The organism is Comamonas fluminis, assembly GCF_019186805.1.
In the GTDB taxonomy this organism is placed as follows: Bacteria; Pseudomonadota; Gammaproteobacteria; order Burkholderiales; family Burkholderiaceae_C; genus Comamonas; species Comamonas fluminis.
Genome location: NZ_CP066783.1, coordinates 303,720 through 321,227 on the forward strand (window position 1 = coordinate 303,720; position 17,508 = coordinate 321,227).

The 17,508-nt window shown below is 58.4% G+C and carries 17 protein-coding genes and 5 tRNA genes; 16 read left to right on the top strand and 6 right to left on the bottom strand.

Going from position 1 to position 17,508, the window contains the following annotated elements; genetic code table 11:
* Positions 1 to 6: 6 nt before the first annotated feature.
* Both JDW18_RS01720 and JDW18_RS01725 read right to left on the bottom strand, forming a co-directional pair.
* Positions 7 to 870, bottom strand: coding sequence for a TPM domain-containing protein (locus tag JDW18_RS01720; RefSeq protein WP_218242054.1), 864 nt, complete (start codon positions 868 to 870; stop codon positions 7 to 9).
* Positions 871 to 894: 24 nt separating this feature from the next.
* Positions 895 to 1,518 (bottom strand): LemA family protein, encoded by a 624-nt coding sequence (locus JDW18_RS01725; RefSeq protein ID WP_218242055.1) that lies wholly within the window; start codon positions 1,516 to 1,518, stop codon positions 895 to 897.
* 127 nt (positions 1,519 to 1,645) lie between these two features.
* Here JDW18_RS01725 and JDW18_RS01730 point away from each other — a divergent pair, with 127 nt between their 5' ends.
* Genes JDW18_RS01730 through JDW18_RS01740 form a run of 3 tightly spaced genes read left to right on the top strand, consistent with a single transcriptional unit; the run spans position 1,646 to position 3,975 of the window.
* Positions 1,646 to 2,410: a Rossmann-fold NAD(P)-binding domain-containing protein gene (locus JDW18_RS01730; RefSeq protein ID WP_218242056.1), complete on the top strand. Its 765-nt coding sequence runs from the start codon at positions 1,646 to 1,648 to the stop codon at positions 2,408 to 2,410.
* Positions 2,400 to 3,422 (top strand): YheT family hydrolase, encoded by a 1,023-nt coding sequence (locus JDW18_RS01735; RefSeq protein WP_218242057.1) that lies wholly within the window; start codon positions 2,400 to 2,402, stop codon positions 3,420 to 3,422. The genes JDW18_RS01730 and JDW18_RS01735 overlap by 11 nt, the downstream gene beginning before the upstream one ends.
* Entirely contained in the window at positions 3,415 to 3,975 is a 561-nt protein-coding gene (locus JDW18_RS01740; protein WP_218242058.1) for a DUF2946 family protein, read from the top strand. The genes JDW18_RS01735 and JDW18_RS01740 overlap by 8 nt, the downstream gene beginning before the upstream one ends.
* A 102-nt stretch (positions 3,976 to 4,077) precedes the next feature.
* Here the strand turns inward: JDW18_RS01740 and JDW18_RS01745 are convergent, their stop codons facing one another.
* From JDW18_RS01745 to JDW18_RS01760, 4 genes are all read right to left on the bottom strand, one after another.
* On the bottom strand, positions 4,078 to 4,938 hold the full coding sequence (locus JDW18_RS01745) for a c-type cytochrome (protein ID WP_218242059.1): 861 nt from the start codon (positions 4,936 to 4,938) through the stop codon (positions 4,078 to 4,080).
* Positions 4,939 to 5,159: 221 nt separating this feature from the next.
* Positions 5,160 to 6,599: an efflux transporter outer membrane subunit gene (locus JDW18_RS01750; RefSeq protein ID WP_218242060.1), complete on the bottom strand. Its 1,440-nt coding sequence runs from the start codon at positions 6,597 to 6,599 to the stop codon at positions 5,160 to 5,162.
* A complete protein-coding gene (locus tag JDW18_RS01755) occupies positions 6,592 to 9,771 on the bottom strand; it encodes an efflux RND transporter permease subunit (RefSeq protein ID WP_218242061.1) in 3,180 nt (1,059 codons plus the stop codon). The genes JDW18_RS01750 and JDW18_RS01755 overlap by 8 nt, the downstream gene beginning before the upstream one ends.
* A 15-nt stretch (positions 9,772 to 9,786) precedes the next feature.
* Positions 9,787 to 11,094, bottom strand: a complete 1,308-nt coding sequence (locus tag JDW18_RS01760; protein WP_218243743.1) for an efflux RND transporter periplasmic adaptor subunit — start codon at positions 11,092 to 11,094, stop codon at positions 9,787 to 9,789.
* A 237-nt stretch (positions 11,095 to 11,331) separates the two neighbouring features.
* Between JDW18_RS01760 and JDW18_RS01765 the strand changes: the two genes are divergently transcribed.
* The 13 genes from JDW18_RS01765 (at position 11,332) to rplL (ending at position 17,340) form a co-directional block, all read left to right on the top strand.
* Positions 11,332 to 11,952 (top strand): TetR family transcriptional regulator, encoded by a 621-nt coding sequence (locus JDW18_RS01765; RefSeq protein ID WP_218242062.1) that lies wholly within the window; start codon positions 11,332 to 11,334, stop codon positions 11,950 to 11,952.
* Between the two features lie 74 nt (positions 11,953 to 12,026).
* A tRNA-Arg gene (locus tag JDW18_RS01770) sits at positions 12,027 to 12,102 on the top strand.
* 83 nt (positions 12,103 to 12,185) lie between these two features.
* Positions 12,186 to 12,271, top strand: a tRNA-Tyr gene (locus tag JDW18_RS01775).
* A gap of 53 nt (positions 12,272 to 12,324) precedes the next feature.
* Positions 12,325 to 12,398 (top strand) — tRNA-Gly (locus JDW18_RS01780).
* Positions 12,399 to 12,441: 43 nt separating this feature from the next.
* Positions 12,442 to 12,516 (top strand) — tRNA-Thr (locus tag JDW18_RS01785).
* 75 nt (positions 12,517 to 12,591) lie between these two features.
* Entirely contained in the window at positions 12,592 to 13,782 is a 1,191-nt protein-coding gene (gene tuf, locus JDW18_RS01790) for an elongation factor Tu (protein ID WP_218242018.1), read from the top strand.
* Between the two features lie 12 nt (positions 13,783 to 13,794).
* Positions 13,795 to 13,870 (top strand) — tRNA-Trp (locus JDW18_RS01795).
* A gap of 90 nt (positions 13,871 to 13,960) precedes the next feature.
* The gene (secE, locus tag JDW18_RS01800) at positions 13,961 to 14,344 is read left to right on the top strand and encodes a preprotein translocase subunit SecE (protein WP_218242063.1); all 384 of its coding nucleotides are present in this window, start codon (positions 13,961 to 13,963) and stop codon (positions 14,342 to 14,344) included.
* On the top strand, positions 14,344 to 14,931 hold the full coding sequence (gene nusG, locus JDW18_RS01805) for a transcription termination/antitermination protein NusG (protein WP_218242064.1): 588 nt from the start codon (positions 14,344 to 14,346) through the stop codon (positions 14,929 to 14,931). Before secE ends, nusG begins: the two co-directional genes overlap by 1 nt.
* Positions 14,932 to 15,056: 125 nt before the next feature.
* Entirely contained in the window at positions 15,057 to 15,488 is a 432-nt protein-coding gene (gene rplK / locus JDW18_RS01810; protein ID WP_034359623.1) for a 50S ribosomal protein L11, read from the top strand.
* Positions 15,489 to 16,184 carry a 50S ribosomal protein L1 gene (gene rplA / locus JDW18_RS01815; protein WP_218242065.1) on the top strand — a complete coding sequence of 232 codons (696 nt, stop codon included), beginning with the start codon at positions 15,489 to 15,491 and terminating at the stop codon, positions 16,182 to 16,184.
* A gap of 226 nt (positions 16,185 to 16,410) precedes the next feature.
* A complete protein-coding gene (gene rplJ / locus JDW18_RS01820; RefSeq protein WP_218242066.1) occupies positions 16,411 to 16,923 on the top strand; it encodes a 50S ribosomal protein L10 in 513 nt (170 codons plus the stop codon).
* A 39-nt stretch (positions 16,924 to 16,962) separates the two neighbouring features.
* Entirely contained in the window at positions 16,963 to 17,340 is a 378-nt protein-coding gene (gene rplL, locus JDW18_RS01825) for a 50S ribosomal protein L7/L12 (RefSeq protein WP_218242067.1), read from the top strand.
* Positions 17,341 to 17,508: the final 168 nt, after the last annotated feature.

The following is a 17,508-nucleotide window of genomic DNA, read 5'->3' on the forward strand; positions in this document are numbered from 1 at the left end:
CCTGCATTACCAGCCTCCAGAGGCGCCACCGCCACCAAAACGGCCGCCTCCGCCCGAGCGAAAACCACCGCCTCTGCCGCCACGCCCGCCGCCAAATAGCCTGGACAAACCCAGCAAGGTAATGAGCATGCCAACCAAGGCCGCGCCTCCTGCGACTGGCAGGCTGCGCTCCATTACAAAAACGGCAACGCCGGTGATTGCACCGACGAGCATGGAGGCCTTGACCCGGCCCAGCATCCAGCTGGCGGCAGGGGCGCCCAGCAGCCAGAGCAGGGTAACAGCTGTTACCGCCGGGCTGGATGAGAATTCAGAGGGCGATTCTTCAGGTGCCGGCAGCTTCTCACCCTTGATCAGCAGCGACATTTTTTCAATCGCTGAAGACAGCCCGCCCGCATAGTCGTTGGCCTGAAAGCGGGGCTGCATGCTTTCATCAAGGATGCGGGCAACCATGATGTCGGAGAGCACGCCTTCAAGCGCTCGTGCGACTTCGATGCGCATGCGCCGGTCATCCTTGGCGACAACGATGACCGCACCATCGCCAACGTCCCTTCGCCCCAGTTTCCAGCTGCTGGCCACGCGAAACGCATAGGCGGCAATGTCTTCAGGGGCGGTGCTGGGCACCATCAGCACCACAAGTTGCGCGCCGGTTTCGCTCTCCAGTTGCTGTAGTTGCGTGCTGAGCGATTGCACATCGGCACTGCTCAGGGTATGGCTCTGGTCGATGACTCTGCCGGTGAGCGCAGGCACCGGCTGCAACGCGGTGCTTGCGCCGGTTTGCGCCCAGGAGGCAGGTGCAATCAGCAGGCAGAACCATGCAAAAACAATAGCTGCAAGCGCTCTAATATCAAAGGCTGGAAGCTTGTTTTGCATGGATTGACTGGGCGCGCGTTGCCCTTACTTGCCGCCTGCGGGGGCTGCAGGGGCCGTGGGCGAGAAGTCCACAGTAGGGGGCTGCGAGATCTGCGCTTCGTTTTGCACCGTGAAGGTGGGCTTGACGGCGTAGCTGAAGATCTTGGCCGTGATGTTGGTGGGGAAGCTGCGCGCCAGCACGTTATAGGCCTGCACCGTGCCGATGTACTCGTTGCGCGCCACGGTGATGCGGTTTTCTGTGCCGTCCAGTGTCACGCGCAGGTCGCGGAAGGCCTGGTTGGCTTTCAGTTCGGGGTATTTTTCCGCCACCACCATCAGGCGCGACAGCGCACCGGACAGCTCGCCCTGGGCTTGCTGGAATTTGTTGAAGGCTTCAGGGTTGTTGATCAGCTCGGGCGTGGCCTGAATGGAGGTTGCCTTGGAGCGCGCCTCGATCACCTTGGTCAGCGTGTCTTGCTCGAAGTTGGCCTCGCCCTTGACGGTGGCTACGATATTGGGAATCAGGTCAGCGCGGCGCTGATACTGGTTCAGCACTTCGCTCCAGGCGGCCTTGGATTTTTCATCCAGACGCTGAAAGTCGTTGTAGCCACAACCAGTCAGAGAGAACATCGACGCAGCGGTCGCAAGAACGAGGAACCAGCGTTTCATGGGGGTCTTCCATTCGCGAGAATAAGGCTGAAACGATAGCATAAGGCTCTGTCTGCATCACGTGCGCCCTTGGCTGACAGGCCTGTCCGCCGCTCTTGTCCGTTGCTATTGCGCTTTTCTTTGATTCATGTCCTCTGCCTCACCTCTTGATGCTTTGCGCGCCGCACAACGGCCAGGCCCGGCCACGCCCGTCAGGCCGCACATGCTGGTGGCGGGAGCGACAGGCCCGCTGGGCAACGAGGTGCTCAATCGCGTGGTGGGCGGGCAGAAATACGCGCTGGTGCAGGTGCTGGCCCGCGAGCGCTACACCGAAGGACTGCGCGGCATGCAACTGCTGCCGCAGGCCGGAGACGACCCTGCGCAGTGGCCGCTGCAGATTGCCGAGGTGGGGCTCATCATGTTCGAGCCGCCACGCCCCTTCTATCAGCGTGAACGCGCACTGTGGACGCCCCAGCCCGAGCAGTTGAAGGCCGTGGCGCAGTGGATGCGCTCCTGCGGCGTGAAGACGCTGGCAGTGGTGTTGCCGCACGATATGGGCAGTCTGCCGCAGTCCATACGCCAGGGGCTGGCCAATGTGGATGAGCAGAGGGTGGCGGCGCTGGGCTTTGAGCGCTTGATTCTGGTGCGCTCGGCCAGAGAACCTGCCAAACGCCGCTTGGGGAATTTTCTGCAGCGCACGGCAGGCATGCTGCTTTCGGCGCTGAGCTATATGGTTGCGCAAAGCGACAGGCCGGTGCGCGCCATGCATGTGGCCAGACTGGTGGAAGCCGCTTTGCTGCAGGCGCCCGAGGGCATTCATGTGGCTTCGCCAGAGCGCGTCTGGCGCGCAGCGCAAAAGGACGGTTTGCATGCCGAGTTGCAGGACTGGCTGAAGGCGCGGCATGGGTCTTGAGCAGTTTCGCTCACCCTGGTGGCAGCCCGGCGGCCATGTGCAGACCATCTGGTCGGCACTGTATGCACGCCGTCATTTGCGGGGACAGACTGTGAGAGCGTGGCGGCGCGAGCGCTGGGAGACGGATGACGGTGACTTCATCGATGTCGATTTTTCCAGCCATGCAGTGCCTGCCGCTGCCCCCACGCTGGCTCTGTTTCATGGGCTGGAGGGCTCGTCTGCCAGCCACTATGCACAGGCTATGGCGCATATCTGCGAGCAGCGCGGCTGGCAGCTGGCGGTGCCGCATTTTCGTGGCTGCAGCGGTGAGGCCAACCGGCTCTTGCGCGCCTACCACTCAGGCGATGCGGCCGATGTGGACTGGGTGCTGCGCAGCCTGCGTGCGCACTGCGATGGGCCGCTGCTGGCCATGGGGGTATCGCTGGGTGGCAATGCACTGGCGCGCTGGGCCGGTTTGCAGGGGCGTGCAGCGGCCGATGTGGTGAGTGCGGCAGCCGTGGTCTGCGCGCCGCTGGATTTGGTGGCCGGTGGCGTGCAACTGGGCAAAGGGCTGTGCCGCTGGCTGTACACACCCATGTTCATGAAAACGCTGGTGCCCAAAGCGCTGGGAAAATGGCAGCAGTCGCCGGGCTTGTTTGACAAGGCCAGGCTGCAGCGCGCCCGCACATTGCACGAATTTGATGACGTGTTTACCGCGCCGGTGCACGGGTTTGCCGATGCGGATGACTACTGGCGCAAGGCGTCTGCCAAGCCGCTGCTCAAGCAGGTGGCCCTGCCCATGCTGCTGCTCAATGCCCGCAACGACCCTTTTGTGCCTGTGCATAGCTTGCCCTCGGTGGCGGATGTCAGCACCTCAGTGCAGCTGTGGCAGCCAGCGCATGGCGGCCATGTCGGTTTTTCTGCAGGGCCATGGCCTGCCCATGTGCAAGCCATGCCGCAGGCGGTGGCCGCGTGGCTGGCGCAATGGCTGCAGCACACGAATTTGCAAGATCAGGAGACAGGGAATGGATGACATCGTCAAACAGGCCATGGCCAAGTGGCCCAATGTGCCGGCCTGCTATGGTTGGCTGGCGCTGGATGCACGTGGCCAGTGGTGGTTGAGGGATGCGCAGGCACAGGCCTGCGGTGCGTTCACCAGTGGCATTGAAGGCGCCAAGGGCCATGTGCTGCGCCACGAAAAGCTGGCGGAGTTCATCGGACGCAACTATCTGGTGGAGGCCGATGGCTGCTGGTTCTTTCAAAACGGCCCGCAGCGTGTGTATGTAGAGCTGGAAGTGGCGCCCTGGATCTGGCGTGTGCATCGTGCGCCGCAGGGGCTGGAAATCAGCAGTCATACCGGGCAGCGGCAATCTCTGGCTGATGTGCAGCAAGCTGTGATGGATGAGGCAGGGCGCTTGTATCTGCAACTGCCGCAAGGTCTGGGCATGGTGCACAGCATGGACATGCTGGATGCCGCAGCAGCACTGGAACATGGCGAGTTGCCCGAACCGCAGGAGCAGGCTTGTGCACATTTGCAGCAACAGTTTGGCTTTGTTTTAAGCCCTGAAATGCTTCAAAAAGAATAGCTGTTAGCGCTTGATACATAAGCGCTAGGAGGCTCAAAATAAAAAAACCGGCGCAAGGCCGGTTTTTTCATGAAAGAGGCTGCTTTTTACAGAAAGCGGCTCTTATTTGGCGGCGTCCACCATGTACTGGATGGCTGCCTTGAAATCTGCATCCGAAGCGGTTGAGCCGCCCTTGGGGGGCATGGCACCCACGCCTTGAGTCGCTTTTTGAACCATGTCGTCAATGCCCTTGGCAATAAAGGGCGCCCATGCAGCCTTGTCACCGAACTTGGGTGCACCGGCCACGCCGCTGCCGTGGCAGGCCACGCAGGTGGTGCTGTAGATGTTTTTGCCCACATCAGCGGCAGGCGCAGCTGCAGCCGCCGCTGGTGCTGCTTCAGCTGCGGGGGCGGGAGTGGCCAGGGCTGCAGCAGGTGCTGGTGCGGCTGCTGTCTCTGCGGCAGGGGCTGCATCACCGGCGGCGCCTGCAGGTGCCTTGGGTTCAGGAAAGTTGCCGCCAGCCGCATTGGCCATGAAGACTACGCCACGTGCAATTTCGGTGTCATTGAATTCGCCGCCGCCCTGGGGTGCCATTGCGCCCTTGCCCGCCAGCGCCGAATGAACCAGCGTGTCAAAGCCTTGCTTGATGCGCGGGCCCCAGGCAGCTGCATCCTGGAATTTGGGTGCACCCGCAGCGCCTGTAGCGTGGCAGGCTGAGCACTGGGATTTGTAAACCTCTTCACCGCCGCGCAGAGGACGGTTGGCATCGCGGATTTCCACGGAGCCGACTTTTTGCAGGCGCATGGCCTTGGCCATTTCTGCATTGGCAGAGCCTGCGCCCACCGTGTCGGAAGCGGTCACGAACTTCACCAAGCCAATGATGACGAAGACTGGAACGACAAACGAGAAGAAGACGGCAAGCAGCAAATGCTTGGGGTTTTTGATGGGGCCGGTATGGGCTTCTTCGTGGTGTTGCTCGCTCATGAAGTCCTCTGAGGTCGTGGGTATGAAATTAACAATCCATTATAGAAGTGGGGGTAAAGAACGCCAGTGCACGACGATACGGGTTGACGGCTGCGACATAAAGGAGTTGAGTTGGATCAACCTCTGCATGGCTTTTGCGCCACAGCTTGGCGCTGGCATGAAAAAAGGCGTCCGAAGACGCCTTGATAAAAGATGCGCAATTTGCGCGTATGCCGCAGTGCTTACTGGGGCGCGCTGCCGCTGGCAGTTGCCTGAGCTTCGCGGGCTGGCTCTGTCCAGCCGCCACCCAGCACCTTGTACAGATTGACCTGGTTTTGCAGCTGCTGTAGGCGAACCTGAACCACAGATTGTTCCAGTGCAAACAGCGAGCGCTGTGCATCCAGCAAGTCCAGGTAGCTGGCTACGCCGTTGGTGTAGCGCAGGTCAGACAGCTTGTAGCGCACTTGCTCGGCTTCCAGCTGGCGGCTTTGGGCCAGCAGCTGTTCCTGCAGGGTCTGGCGGCTGACCAGTGCATCGGCAGATTCGCGGAATGCGGTCTGGATGGCCTTTTCATACTGAGCCACGGCAATCTTCTGGTTGGCTTCGGCCACCTGTAGATTGGCACGGTTGCGGCCCGCATTGAAGATAGGCAGGTACAGCGATGGCGCAATGCTGAAGTACTTGGAGCCCGAGCTGAACAGGTCCGAGATTTCGGGGTTGGCAAAGCCAGCAGACGCCGTCAGCGAAATATTCGGGAAGAACGCTGCACGCGCCGCGCCAATGCTGGCGTTGGCGGCAACCATGCTTTGTTCTGCCTGGCGAATATCGGGGCGGCGCAGCAGCAGGTCGGAGGGCAGGCCTGCTGGCACGTCTGCCAGAGGCGGCAGATCTGTCAGCTTCTTGCCCTGCAGACCGGCCAGCAGCTCAGGCGGCAGAGTCTGGCCCACCAGCAGGGTCAGTGCATTGGCATCCAGCTCGCGCTGGCGCGTTTGCTGGGCCAGCGTGGCGCGGGCGCTTTCGGTCAGCGACTGTGCCTGGCGGAAGTCCAGCTCGGAGGTGACGCCAGCATCCAGGCGCAGCTTGGTCAGCTTGATGGACTGCTCTCGCGTACCCAGCGTGCGGCGCGAGATGGCCATCAGCTCTTCATCCGCCTGCAGGTTCAGCCAGGTGTTGGCCACGTTGGAGATCAGGCTGATTTGCGCAGCCTTGCGACCTTCTTCGGTTGCCAGGTACTGGGCCAGGGCTTGCTCCTTGAGGCTGCTGATGCGGCCCCAGAAGTCAATTTCCCAGCTGGGCATGCTCAGGCCGGCGCTGAAGCTGTTGCCGTACTTGCCTGTCAGCTGGCTGCGTGCGCGTTGACCGCCTGCAGCAGCGCCCAGTTCGGGGAACTGGCTGGAGCGCTGGATCTGGTACTGAGCCTGTGCTTTTTCAATATTGAGCACGGCCACACGCAGGTCGCGGTTGTTATCCAGCGCCTGCTGGATGACTTGCTGCAGACGGGGATCGGTGAAGAACTGCTGCCATGGAATATCAGCGGCCGCCACCGAGCCAGCCGTCTGAGAGACTGCCGCCGGGAATTGCTCGGCCACCGGCAGGGCCGGGCGGTCAAGCTGGGGGATGAAGGAGCAGCCGCTGGCCAGCAGCGCGCTGGCCAAGGCGATAGGAAGCAAAGTCTTAGTCATGTTGCGAGCCTCCCTGTGCTGCAGAAGTTGCCGCGGGGGAAGTGGCGTTGTTGTCTTGTTCGGATTTCTTGCCGAAGAACTTGAAGATCGCGACAAAGAACACCGGCACCAGGAACACGGACAGAGGCGTACCAATCACCATGCCCCAGAACACGCCCGTACCAATGGCTTGCTGGCTGGCTGCGCTGGCGCCCGAGGCGATATACAGCGGCACCACACCCAGAATGAAGGCCAGAGAGGTCATCAAAATGGGGCGGAAGCGCAGGTGACCGGCTTCCAGTGCGGATTCCAGCGCGCTCTTGCCTTGTGCATGCAGGTCCTTGGCGAACTCCACAATCAGAATGGCGTTCTTGGCCGAGAGACCAATCACCGTAATCAACGCCACCTGGAAGTAGATGTCGTTAGGCATGTTGCGCATCAGTACACCGGCCACGGCACCGAACACGCCCAGAGGCACGACCAGCATCACGGACAGAGGAATGCTCCAGCTTTCATACAGCGCGGCCAGGCACAGGAACACGGCCAGCAGAGAGAACGCGTACAGCAGCATGGCGGAGGAGCCAGCCTTGCGCTCGTCCAGCGACTGACCTGTCCATTCGTAGCCAAAGCCCTGAGGCAGGTCCATGGCCAGCTTTTCCATTTCCTTCATGGCGTCACCACTGGTGTAGCCAGGTTTGGCTTGACCCGTAATGCTCATGGAGGGGTAGCCGTTGTAGCGGGACATCTGCATGGGGCCGCTGGTCCACTTGGTGGTCGCCAGTGTGGACAGCTCCACCAGCTTGCCATCCGAGTTGGGGATGGTCAGCTTCAGCACATCCTCAGGCTGCATGCGTCGGGACGCATCGGCCTGAATCGTCACGCGCTGCATGTAACCCTTGTTGGGAAAGTCCGTGGAGTTGGTCGAACCCAGGGCTGCAGACAGTGTGGTGGCAATGTCAGAGATGCTGACCTTCTGGGCATAGACGGCATCGCGGTTGATGTCGATCTGCCACTGCGGTGCATCGTCCACGCCATCAAAGCGCACACCCGTGAGGACGGGGCTTGCATTGGCCTTCTTGATCAGCTCATTACGGGCTGCCAGCAGCGCTGCGTGGCCGCTGGCGGAGCGGTCTTGCAGTCGGAAGGTGAAACCGTCGCTGTTACCCAGTTCAGGAATCGATGGAGGAACCAGGGTGTAGATGAAGCCATCGCGCAGCGAGGACATGGCACCCATGGTGCGCCCTGCAAACGACTTCGCATCCGAGCCCTTGGCCTTTCGTTCAGACCAGTCCTTGAAGGTGGTGAAAGACAAGCCCACGTTCTGACCCTGGCCTGCGAAGCTGAAGCCGATGATGCTCACGATGTCCGAGGTTTCAGGCTGGCTCAGGGCAAATTTTTCCAGCTCGCCCATGGTTTTGCTCGTGCGCTCCAGCGTTGCGCCGGGGGGCAGCTGGGTCAGCGAGATCACATAGCCCTGGTCTTCCACAGGCAGGAAGGAGGTGGGCAGCTTCAGGAAGATGAAGGCTGCGCCTGCAATCACCAGCGCGTAAACGATAAGGGCTTGCACAGAGCGCTTGACCACGCCACCCAGGGCGTTGGAATAGCGGTTGGTGCCCGCTTCGAACTTGCGGTTGAACCAGTTGTAGAAGGGGCCAAGCAGGCCGGTCTTCTTGTCATGCGCATGGCCCTGGGGAATAGGCTTGAGCATGGTGGCGCAAAGCGCAGGCGTCAGCGTCAGCGCGAAGAAGCCCGAAAAGAAGATGGAAATGGCCATCACCAGCGAGAACTGGCGGTAGATCGCGCCGGTGGCACCGCCGAACAGCGCCAGAGGCAAGAACACGGTCACCAGAATCACGGTAATACCGACCACGGCGCCCTGAATCTGGCCCATGGCCTTGATCGTGGCGTCCTTCGGAGAAAGCCCTTCCTCCGCCATGATGCGCTCGACGTTTTCAACCACCACGATGGCATCGTCAACGACGATACCAATCACCAGAACCATGGCGAACATGGCCAGAATGTTGATGGTCAGACCCGACACCAGCATGACGGAGAACGTGCCCAGCAGTGCAATAGGCACCACGATGGTTGGGATCAGTGTGTAGCGGATGTTCTGCAGGAAAATCAGCATCACAATGAACACCAGCACGATGGCTTCCAGCAGCGTGTGAACCACCTTTTCGATGGAGATCTTCACAAACTTGGAGGTATCGTAAGGCGAGGACCACTTCACGCCTGCTGGCAGGAAGGGCTCCACTTCAGCCATCTTGGCGTAGACCAGCTTGGCGGTTGCCATGGCGTTGGCCGAGGCGGTCAGCTGCACAGCCATGGCCACGGCAGGCTTGCCATTCAGGCGGGACTCAAAGCCGTAGCTTTCGGTGCCCAGTTCCACGCGGCCGATGTCCTTGATGCGGACGGTCGAGCCATCGGAGTTGGAACGCAGAACCACTTGTCCAAACTCTTCAGGTGTAGACAGCTGGCCAGGAACCACAATCGTGGCATTCATGCCGGTGCCGGGAAGGCTGGGGGTGTTGCCCAGCGAACCACCGGAAATCTGCAGATTTTGCGATGCAATGGCAGAGTTGATCTGCGCGATCGACATGTTGTAGCCCTGCAGCTTGACCGGGTCCACCCAGATGCGCATGGCGCGGCCGGAGGCAAAAAGCTGAGCCTTGCCGACGCCGTCCAGACGCTGAATTTCTGGCAGCACGTTGCGGTTGACGTAGTCCGCGATGTCATCGCGTGAGGTCTCGCCTGTGTCTGACTGGAAGGCCAGAATCATCAGGAAGTTGCTCATGGACTTTTCAACGCGCACACCCAGTGCCTGAACAATCTGAGGCAGGCGGGACTGCACGCGGGCCAGACGGTTTTGAACGTCCACCTGTGCCAGGTCCTGATTGGTGCCAGGCTCGAAAGTGACAGTCAGCGTGCCCTGGCCGGTGGCCGAGGCGCTGGTGTCCATGTACATCATGCCGGTTGCGCCGTTCATCTCACGTTCAATGAGCTGAAGCACGGAGTCCGTCATGGTCTCGGCCGTTGCACCAGGGTAGGTTGCAGTCACCGTGATGGTGGGCGGGGCCACCGTCGGGAACTGAGAAACCGGTAGTTTGGTGATGGAGATCACGCCTGCGAGGATCACGAAAATCGCGATCACCCAGGCAAAAATCGGTCGGTGGATAAAAAATTTGGACATACAGTGCGGCCTGATTTACTTGGCAGCCTGGGTGCTGTCTGCGTTTGCGGATGGGGCTGCGGCGGGCTTGTCCTGCGCTGCAGGGGCTGCTGCGGGGGCGGCAGGCTGCGCGGCTGCAGGAGCATTACCCTTCCATGGCACAGGGGTCACTTTCTTGGCGCCCATGCCGACCTTGATCAGGCCGTCCACCATGACTTTTTCGCCAGCTTTCAGGCCGGAAGTCACAATCCAGTTGGTACCCTGAGACTGGCTGATTTGAACGGGGCGCGGAGCAATGGAGCCATCGTCCGCAACAACCATCACAAAGTTGCCTTTTTCATTGCGCGTTACGGCCTGCTGAGGGATCAGCGCCGCGCTGTCGATCTGGGCTTGTTCCAGTCGCACGCGCACATAGGTTCCGGGCAGCAGCATTCCCTCGGGGTTGGGCAGCTCGGCGCGCACGCTGACCTGGCCAGTCGATGGGTCAACAGTCAAGTCGGTAAACAGCAGTTTGCCGGGCAAGGGGTATTCCTTGCCATCGTCCAAATGGACGTGGACTTTGATGCCGTTGTCGCCTACCTTTGCTAACTTGCCAGAATTGACTGCTTCACGCATGCGCATGATGTCAGAGGCCGATTGGGTCACATTCACATACAGTGGGTTGACCTGCTGGATGGTAGCCAGTTGTGTGGCATCACCTTGGCCAACCAGTGCACCTTCGGTCACCAGAGCGCGGCCAATTCGGCCAGAAATGGGGGCTGTCACGCTGGCGTAGCCCAGGTTAACGTTGGCATTGGTGACGGCAGCCTTGCCTGCTGCAACCTGTGCCAGAGCAGCCTTCTCATTGGCGATCGCCGTATCGTATTCCTGCTTGCTGATGGCGTTGGCTTCTACCAGAGGCTTGTAGCGACGTGCCGTGGCGGAGGCCTGGGCCAGATTGGCTTCGGCTTGCGCCAGCGTTGCCTGTGCACTTTGCAGATTGGCGCGATAAGGCGTGTTGTCGATCTGGAAAAGAGCTTGTCCAGCCTTGACATCCGAGCCCTCTTGGAACAGGCGCTTTTGCACAATACCTGCAGCGCGTGCGCGTACTTGGGCAATGCGAGATGGCTCCAGGCGACCAGGCAGGTCTGAGACCAGTGGAACGTTCTGCAATTCCACGGTCACTACACCGACTTCTGGGGGCTTGGCCTGAGCTGCTGCCTGGGCCTTTTGCTGCTCATCTTTCTTGTCGTTGCAGGCAGAAAGGCCCAAAGCGGCAATCAGGGACAGACCAATGACAGCGGCACGTGTATGGCTGGGGGCGAGCAGAGGCTGGCGTTGTGGAGCCTGCTTTTTTTCATACATGGGATGCATGAAAGTCCTTCCGGTAGACATTTGAAAAAACAACAGAAGAGCGCGGCTCAGATGGGGCAGCGCTCGAAACAGGGAGAGATGTTGACTGAAAGCTCTCACCTTCACAATGACGATGAATTATACATACATACATGCATAAATGTATAATTAAAGAAATGACGCCATGGGCGTGTAGGAGTTTGTTTTTCGCGGTTGCTCAGGCAATCAGGTGCTGACAAAGGATGTGTGATGGCGCGTAGAACCAAGGCGGAGGCCGACGAAACTCGGACCAAGCTGCTGGATGCGGCTGAAGAGGTTTTTTTCGAAAAAGGGGTTTCGCGAACCTCGCTGGGAGACATCGCCCTGCGCGCAGGCGCAACCCGGGGGGCGGTGTACTGGCACTTCAAAGACAAAGTGGATGTCTTCTCTTCAATGCTGGCACGCATCTGCATGCCGTTTGATGAAATCTGCGATGACAAGTATGGTGAGCTGCCCCCGCTGGAGCGTATTCGTCGCTCCATGTTGACCGTGTTCGAGAGCATGGATGGGGATGATCGCCGTCGCAAGATCTTTGAGACCGCACTATTCAAGATGGAATATGTGGGCGAGCTGGAAGATGTCAGGGAAGGCCACGTAGAAAGCGCTCGTCTCTCCCAGGAGAAATTCGCCAGAGACCTGGTGCTTGCCGCACAGGAGCAATCCCTGCAGCTGGCTGTATCGCCGCAGGAGGCTGCGCTGGGGTTGCACTCTCTATTTGTGGGTCTCATACATGGATGGGTCTTGAATGAGGGTAGTTTCCCGCTGGTAAATGTTGGAATGATGTCGGTTGACGTCTATTTGTCTGGTTTGGGATTTCGCGTCAACTCGTGATCTGAGGGGTAAAGCTGTGCAATAATTGCGCCGTTGAATTGTTGTCGGTCATGCATGGTGTGACTAACGGATTCGCGGCTGTAGCTCAGTGGATAGAGTATTGGCCTCCGAAGCCAAGGGTCGTGGGTTCGATCCCCGCCAGCCGCGCCAACAAGCTGTCAATCAGTAAAAACCAAAAAAAATCCCTGATTTCTTTTGAGCTGAAAAAACAGTGCTACAATTCAAATCTCTTCGGAGGGGTGGCCGAGTGGTTAAAGGCAGCAGACTGTAAATCTGCCCGCTAACGCGTACACAGGTTCGAATCCTGTCCCCTCCACCAGTAATGGAGAAGAGTAAATCACTAGAAATAGTGATTGCGTGCAGTGAATCTGTGCGGGAGTAGTTCAATGGTAGAACCCTAGCCTTCCAAGCTAATGACGCGGGTTCGATTCCCGTCTCCCGCTCCAGTTTGCGAGCAAAGATTTTTGAAGTTGCGAAAGCAGCTTTGATGCCCATGTGGCTCAGTGGTAGAGCACTCCCTTGGTAAGGGAGAGGTCGCGGGTCCGATTCCCGCCATGGGCACCATTTTCTGGTGCGCTCGCTTGATAGGGTTGCGCCGATATCCTCTTGCAGTAATTTAGTTTTTTCGGAGTCGGAAAAATGGCAAAAGAAAAATTCGAGCGCACCAAGCCCCACGTGAACGTGGGCACCATCGGTCACGTTGACCACGGCAAGACCACTCTGACTGCTGCTATCGCCACTGTGCTGTCCAAGCACTTCGGCGGCGAAGCCAAGGACTACTCGCAGATCGACAACGCGCCTGAAGAAAAGGCCCGTGGTATCACGATCAACACCTCGCACGTTGAGTACGAAACCGCTGCTCGTCACTATGCTCACGTTGACTGCCCCGGTCACGCTGACTATGTGAAGAACATGATTACCGGTGCTGCTCAGATGGACGGTGCTATCCTGGTTTGCTCCGCTGCTGACGGCCCCATGCCCCAGACTCGCGAGCACATCCTGCTGTCCCGCCAGGTGGGCGTTCCTTACATCATCGTCTTCCTGAACAAGGCTGACATGGTGGACGACGAAGAACTGCTGGAACTGGTCGAAATGGAAGTGCGCGAGCTGCTGTCCAAGTACGACTTCCCCGGCGACGACACTCCCATCATCCGCGGCTCCGCTAAGCTGGCCCTGGAAGGTGACCAGTCCGACAAGGGCGAGCCTGCTATCCTGAAGCTGGCCGAAGCTCTGGACACATACATCCCCACTCCCGAGCGTGCTGTTGACGGCGCCTTCGTGATGCCTGTGGAAGACGTGTTCTCCATCTCCGGTCGCGGTACCGTGGTGACTGGCCGTATCGAGCGCGGCATCATCAAGGTCGGCGAAGAAATCGAAATCGTCGGTATCAAGGACACCGTCAAGACTACCGTCACTGGCGTGGAAATGTTCCGCAAGCTGCTGGACCAAGGTCAAGCTGGCGACAACGTGGGTCTGCTGCTGCGCGGCACCAAGCGTGAAGACGTGGAACGTGGCCAAGTGCTGTGCAAGCCCGGTTCGATCAAGCCCCACACTCACTTCACCGCTGAAGTGTATGTGCTGTCCAAGGACGAAGGCGGCCGCCACACTCCTTTCTTCAACAACTACCGTCCTCAGTTCTACTTCCGTACAACTGACGTGACCGGCTCCATCGAACTGCCAGAAGGTAAGGAAATGGTGATGCCTGGTGATAACGTGTCGATCACTGTGAAGCTGATCGCTCCTATCGCTATGGAAGAAGGTCTGCGCTTCGCTATCCGCGAAGGTGGTCGTACTGTTGGTGCCGGTGTGGTTGCCAAGATCATTGCTTAATTATTGGTTTGTAGGGGTATAGCTCAATTGGCAGAGCGTCGGTCTCCAAAACCGAAGGTTGTAGGTTCGATTCCTACTGCCCCTGCCACCTCTTAATGGTGGAATCAACGAGAGCCCGCCTTTGGCGGGCTTCGTCGTCTGGAAATTGTGCAAAGTATTTGTACATTTGAAATGAAATATGGCCACTACTCAGATTGATACAGTCAGCTCAGGCGCTGACAAAGCAAAGCTTGCCGCAGTTGCGGCTTTAGTTGTTGCTGCAATTGCTGGTTTTTATCTGCTGAGCAAGCAAGGACCAGTGGCGCAGTGGGCTGCTTTGATTGTGGGTTTGTTGGCTGCGGCTGGCGTGTTCCTGATCTCTGAGCCTGGTAAACGTTTTACGGGCTTTGCGCAGGATGCCTGGCGCGAAGTGAAGAAGGTCGTCTGGCCTACCCGCAAGGAAACTCTGCAAATGACTTTGTATGTGTTTGCCTTTGTGGTGGTGATGGCCTTGTTCTTGTGGTTCACCGATAAGACTCTGGAATGGGTTTTGTACGACCTGATTCTGGGCTGGAGGAAGTAATGGCTGATGCTGTCGATACAGATGTGAATGGTGGAGCTGCAGCATCTGCTAATCCGGATCTGCGCTGGTATATCGTCCATGCCTACTCGGGTATGGAAAAAGCGGTTGAGCGCAACATCACCGAGCGTATTGCTCGCTCGGGTATGCAGTCCAAGTTTGGACGCATTCTGGTGCCTTCCGAAGAAGTTGTTGAGATGCGCAATGGTGCTCGTCGCACGACTGAGCGCCGCTTGTTCCCTGGCTATGTGTTTGTCGAGATGGTCATGGAAGATGACACTTGGCACCTGGTCAAGCACACCAGCAAGGTGACAGGCTTTGTGGGTGGCGCCAAGAATCGTCCTGCTCCTATTTCTGAAGACGAAATTCGCAAGATCGTCGATCAGATGCAGGAAGGCACTGAGAAGCCTCGCCACAAGATCGAGTTCATGGTTGGCGAAATGGTGCGCGTCAAGGAAGGTCCTTTTGCAGACTTCAATGGTTCTGTTGAAGAAGTCAACTACGAAAAGAGCCGTCTGCGCGTATCGGTCACCATCTTTGGCCGTGCAACTCCTGTGGAATTGGAATTCTCTCAAGTTGAGAAAACTTGAGATTCGCAATAGAATCTAGGGCTTCGCATTTTTTGACTCGATGCGAAGCTTTTTTATAGAGTCAGCAACCTCGGGGAGCTGTGTGCAGATACTGCATGTGGCGCTATACCCGTAAGGAGCTCAACATGGCGAAAAAAATCGTCGGCTTCATCAAGCTGCAAGTGCCAGCTGGTAAGGCCAATCCTTCTCCTCCTATCGGTCCTGCGCTGGGTCAGCGCGGCCTCAACATCATGGAATTCTGCAAGGCGTTCAACGCCCAGACCCAAGGTGTCGAGCCCGGCCTGCCTCTGCCAGTGGTGATCACAGCTTTTGCTGACAAGAGCTTCACGTTCATCATCAAGACCCCTCCCGCAACCGTTCTGATCAAGAAGGCTGTGAAGCTGGACAAGGGTTCTTCCAATCCTCTGAAGAACAAGGTCGGCAAGATCACACGTGCTCAGCTGGAAGAAATCGCCAAGACCAAGCTGAAGGACATGAACGCCGCTGACGTTGACGCCGCTGTGCGTACGCTGGCTGGTTCTGCCCGTTCGATGGGCGTGATCGTGGAGGGTGTGTAAATGGCCAAGTTGACCAAGAAGCAAAAAGCTCTCCAAGGCAAGGTGGACTCCACCAAGCTGTACTCTTTCGCTGACGCTGTGGCGCTGGTGAAGGAAGCTGCAACTGCCAAGTTCGATGAATCCATCGACGTGGCCGTGCAACTGGGCGTGGATGCCAAGAAGTCGGACCAAGTGGTGCGTGGCGCTGTGGTGCTGCCTCACGGTACTGGTAAGACTGCTCGCGTTGCCGTGTTCGCACAAGGCGCCAAGGCTGAAGAAGCCAAGGCCGCTGGTGCTGACGTGGTGGGTATGGACGACCTGGCCGCTATGGTCAAGGCCGGTGATATGCCTTTCGACGTGGTGATCGCTGCTCCTGACGCTATGCGCGTTGTGGGTCAGCTGGGTCAGATCCTGGGCCCACGTGGTCTGATGCCTAACCCCAAGGTTGGTACTGTGACTCCTGACGTCGCTACGGCTGTGAAGAACGCCAAGGCTGGTCAAGTGCAGTTCCGCGTGGACAAGGCCGGTATCATCCACGGCACGATCGGCCGTCGCTCGTTCGATGCTGACAAGCTGCAGGGCAACCTGGCCGCTCTGATCGACGCCCTGAACAAGGCTAAGCCTGCTACCAGCAAGGGTCTGTACCTGCGCAAGGTTGCGGTCTCGTCGACCATGGGTGTGGGCGTTCGCGTCGACACACAAACCATCTCGGCGTAATTGCTAGAAATCGTCAGATGAGCTTCGGTTCATCTGGTGTGGTGGGTCATCCGGGTGTCAACCCGGGTGGGTCATCCAAGACCGTTGGTGTGATTCGATCACTTAATCATGACGACCAACGCAGATGGCGATCCCGCTGCAGATGGAAAATTTCCAAAACAGTTGGTCGCTGCAACAAGAGCGCGCATGCGGAGTTCGCTCCAAATGCGCATTTAAGGAGTAGACCTTGAGTCTGAATCGCAGTGAGAAAGAAGCGGTCATCAATGAAGTGACCAGCCTCGCCGCTAAAGCTCAAACGCTTGTGATCGCGGAATACCGTGGCATCACGGTCGCCGACATGACCAAACTGCGCGCTGATGCACGCAGCAAGGGCGTGAGCCTCAGCGTGTTGAAGAACACCCTGGCCCGCCGTGCTGTGGCTGGCAGCCAGTTTGACGTGGTGGCTGACCAGATGACTGGCCCGCTGGTCTATGGCTTCTCTGAAGACGCAGTGGCTGCCGCTAAGGTGGTGGCCGACTTCGCGAAGACCAACGACAAGTTGGTGATTCGCGGTGGCGCGTTTGCAGGCAAGGCCCTGGACGTCAACGGCGTTAAGCAACTGGCAAATATCCCCTCCAAGGAAGTCCTGCTCGCACAACTGTGCGGCTTGCTCATGTCGCCTATGTCGCGTACAGCCGTTGTGCTGGGCGCTCTGGCTGCAAAGAAGAGCGAAGGTTCCGCCGAGGCAGCTGCAGCTTAATTGCGGCAAAACAAACCAACATAGATTTAGGAAATCAAAATGGCATTCGATAAAGACGCATTCCTGACCGCCCTGGACAGCATGACTGTTCTGGAACTGAACGACCTGGTCAAGGCAATTGAAGAGAAGTTTGGCGTGTCCGCCGCTGCTATGGCTGCTCCCGCTGCTGGCGGCGCTGGCGCTGGTGCTGCTGCTGCTGAAGAAAAGACCGACTTCGACGTCGTTCTGACTGAAGCTGGCGCCAACAAGGTGTCCGTGATTAAGGCTGTGCGTGAAATCACCGGCCTGGGTCTGAAGGAAGCTAAGGATCTGGTTGACGGCGCTCCTAAGACTGTTAAGGAAGCCGCTCCTAAGGCTGACGCTGAAGCCGCTGTGAAGAAGCTGGTGGAAGCCGGTGCTAAGGCTGAACTGAAGTAATTCAGTGAAATCAAGGGCTGGAGACTCTCAAAAGGGTCTCCAGCCTTTGGCGCTTGTGGAACGCGCTGAAAGAACACACCAAAAAGCAGGTTTCTGACGGAGTCTGCTTTTTAGTGTCTTCTGACAATCCGACAGCAGAAGATGCCTTGGTTCGGGCGATGTGCAACG

What these genes read in the sequence shown, in the direction of transcription:
- JDW18_RS01720 (WP_218242054.1), bottom strand. Translation starts at nt 870, where the DNA reads ATGCAAAACAAGCTTCCAGCCTTTGATATTAGAGCGCTTGCAGCTATT.
- JDW18_RS01725 (WP_218242055.1), bottom strand. Translation starts at nt 1,518, where the DNA reads ATGAAACGCTGGTTCCTCGTTCTTGCGACCGCTGCGTCGATGTTCTCT.
- JDW18_RS01730 (WP_218242056.1), top strand. Translation starts at nt 1,646, where the DNA reads ATGTCCTCTGCCTCACCTCTTGATGCTTTGCGCGCCGCACAACGGCCA.
- JDW18_RS01735 (WP_218242057.1), top strand. Translation starts at nt 2,400, where the DNA reads ATGGGTCTTGAGCAGTTTCGCTCACCCTGGTGGCAGCCCGGCGGCCAT.
- JDW18_RS01740 (WP_218242058.1), top strand. Translation starts at nt 3,415, where the DNA reads ATGGATGACATCGTCAAACAGGCCATGGCCAAGTGGCCCAATGTGCCG.
- JDW18_RS01745 (WP_218242059.1), bottom strand. Translation starts at nt 4,938, where the DNA reads ATGAGCGAGCAACACCACGAAGAAGCCCATACCGGCCCCATCAAAAAC.
- JDW18_RS01750 (WP_218242060.1), bottom strand. Translation starts at nt 6,599, where the DNA reads ATGACTAAGACTTTGCTTCCTATCGCCTTGGCCAGCGCGCTGCTGGCC.
- JDW18_RS01755 (WP_218242061.1), bottom strand. Translation starts at nt 9,771, where the DNA reads ATGTCCAAATTTTTTATCCACCGACCGATTTTTGCCTGGGTGATCGCG.
- JDW18_RS01760 (WP_218243743.1), bottom strand. Translation starts at nt 11,094, where the DNA reads ATGTATGAAAAAAAGCAGGCTCCACAACGCCAGCCTCTGCTCGCCCCC.
- JDW18_RS01765 (WP_218242062.1), top strand. Translation starts at nt 11,332, where the DNA reads ATGGCGCGTAGAACCAAGGCGGAGGCCGACGAAACTCGGACCAAGCTG.
- tuf (WP_218242018.1), top strand. Translation starts at nt 12,592, where the DNA reads ATGGCAAAAGAAAAATTCGAGCGCACCAAGCCCCACGTGAACGTGGGC.
- secE (WP_218242063.1), top strand. Translation starts at nt 13,961, where the DNA reads ATGGCCACTACTCAGATTGATACAGTCAGCTCAGGCGCTGACAAAGCA.
- nusG (WP_218242064.1), top strand. Translation starts at nt 14,344, where the DNA reads ATGGCTGATGCTGTCGATACAGATGTGAATGGTGGAGCTGCAGCATCT.
- rplK (WP_034359623.1), top strand. Translation starts at nt 15,057, where the DNA reads ATGGCGAAAAAAATCGTCGGCTTCATCAAGCTGCAAGTGCCAGCTGGT.
- rplA (WP_218242065.1), top strand. Translation starts at nt 15,489, where the DNA reads ATGGCCAAGTTGACCAAGAAGCAAAAAGCTCTCCAAGGCAAGGTGGAC.
- rplL (WP_218242067.1), top strand. Translation starts at nt 16,963, where the DNA reads ATGGCATTCGATAAAGACGCATTCCTGACCGCCCTGGACAGCATGACT.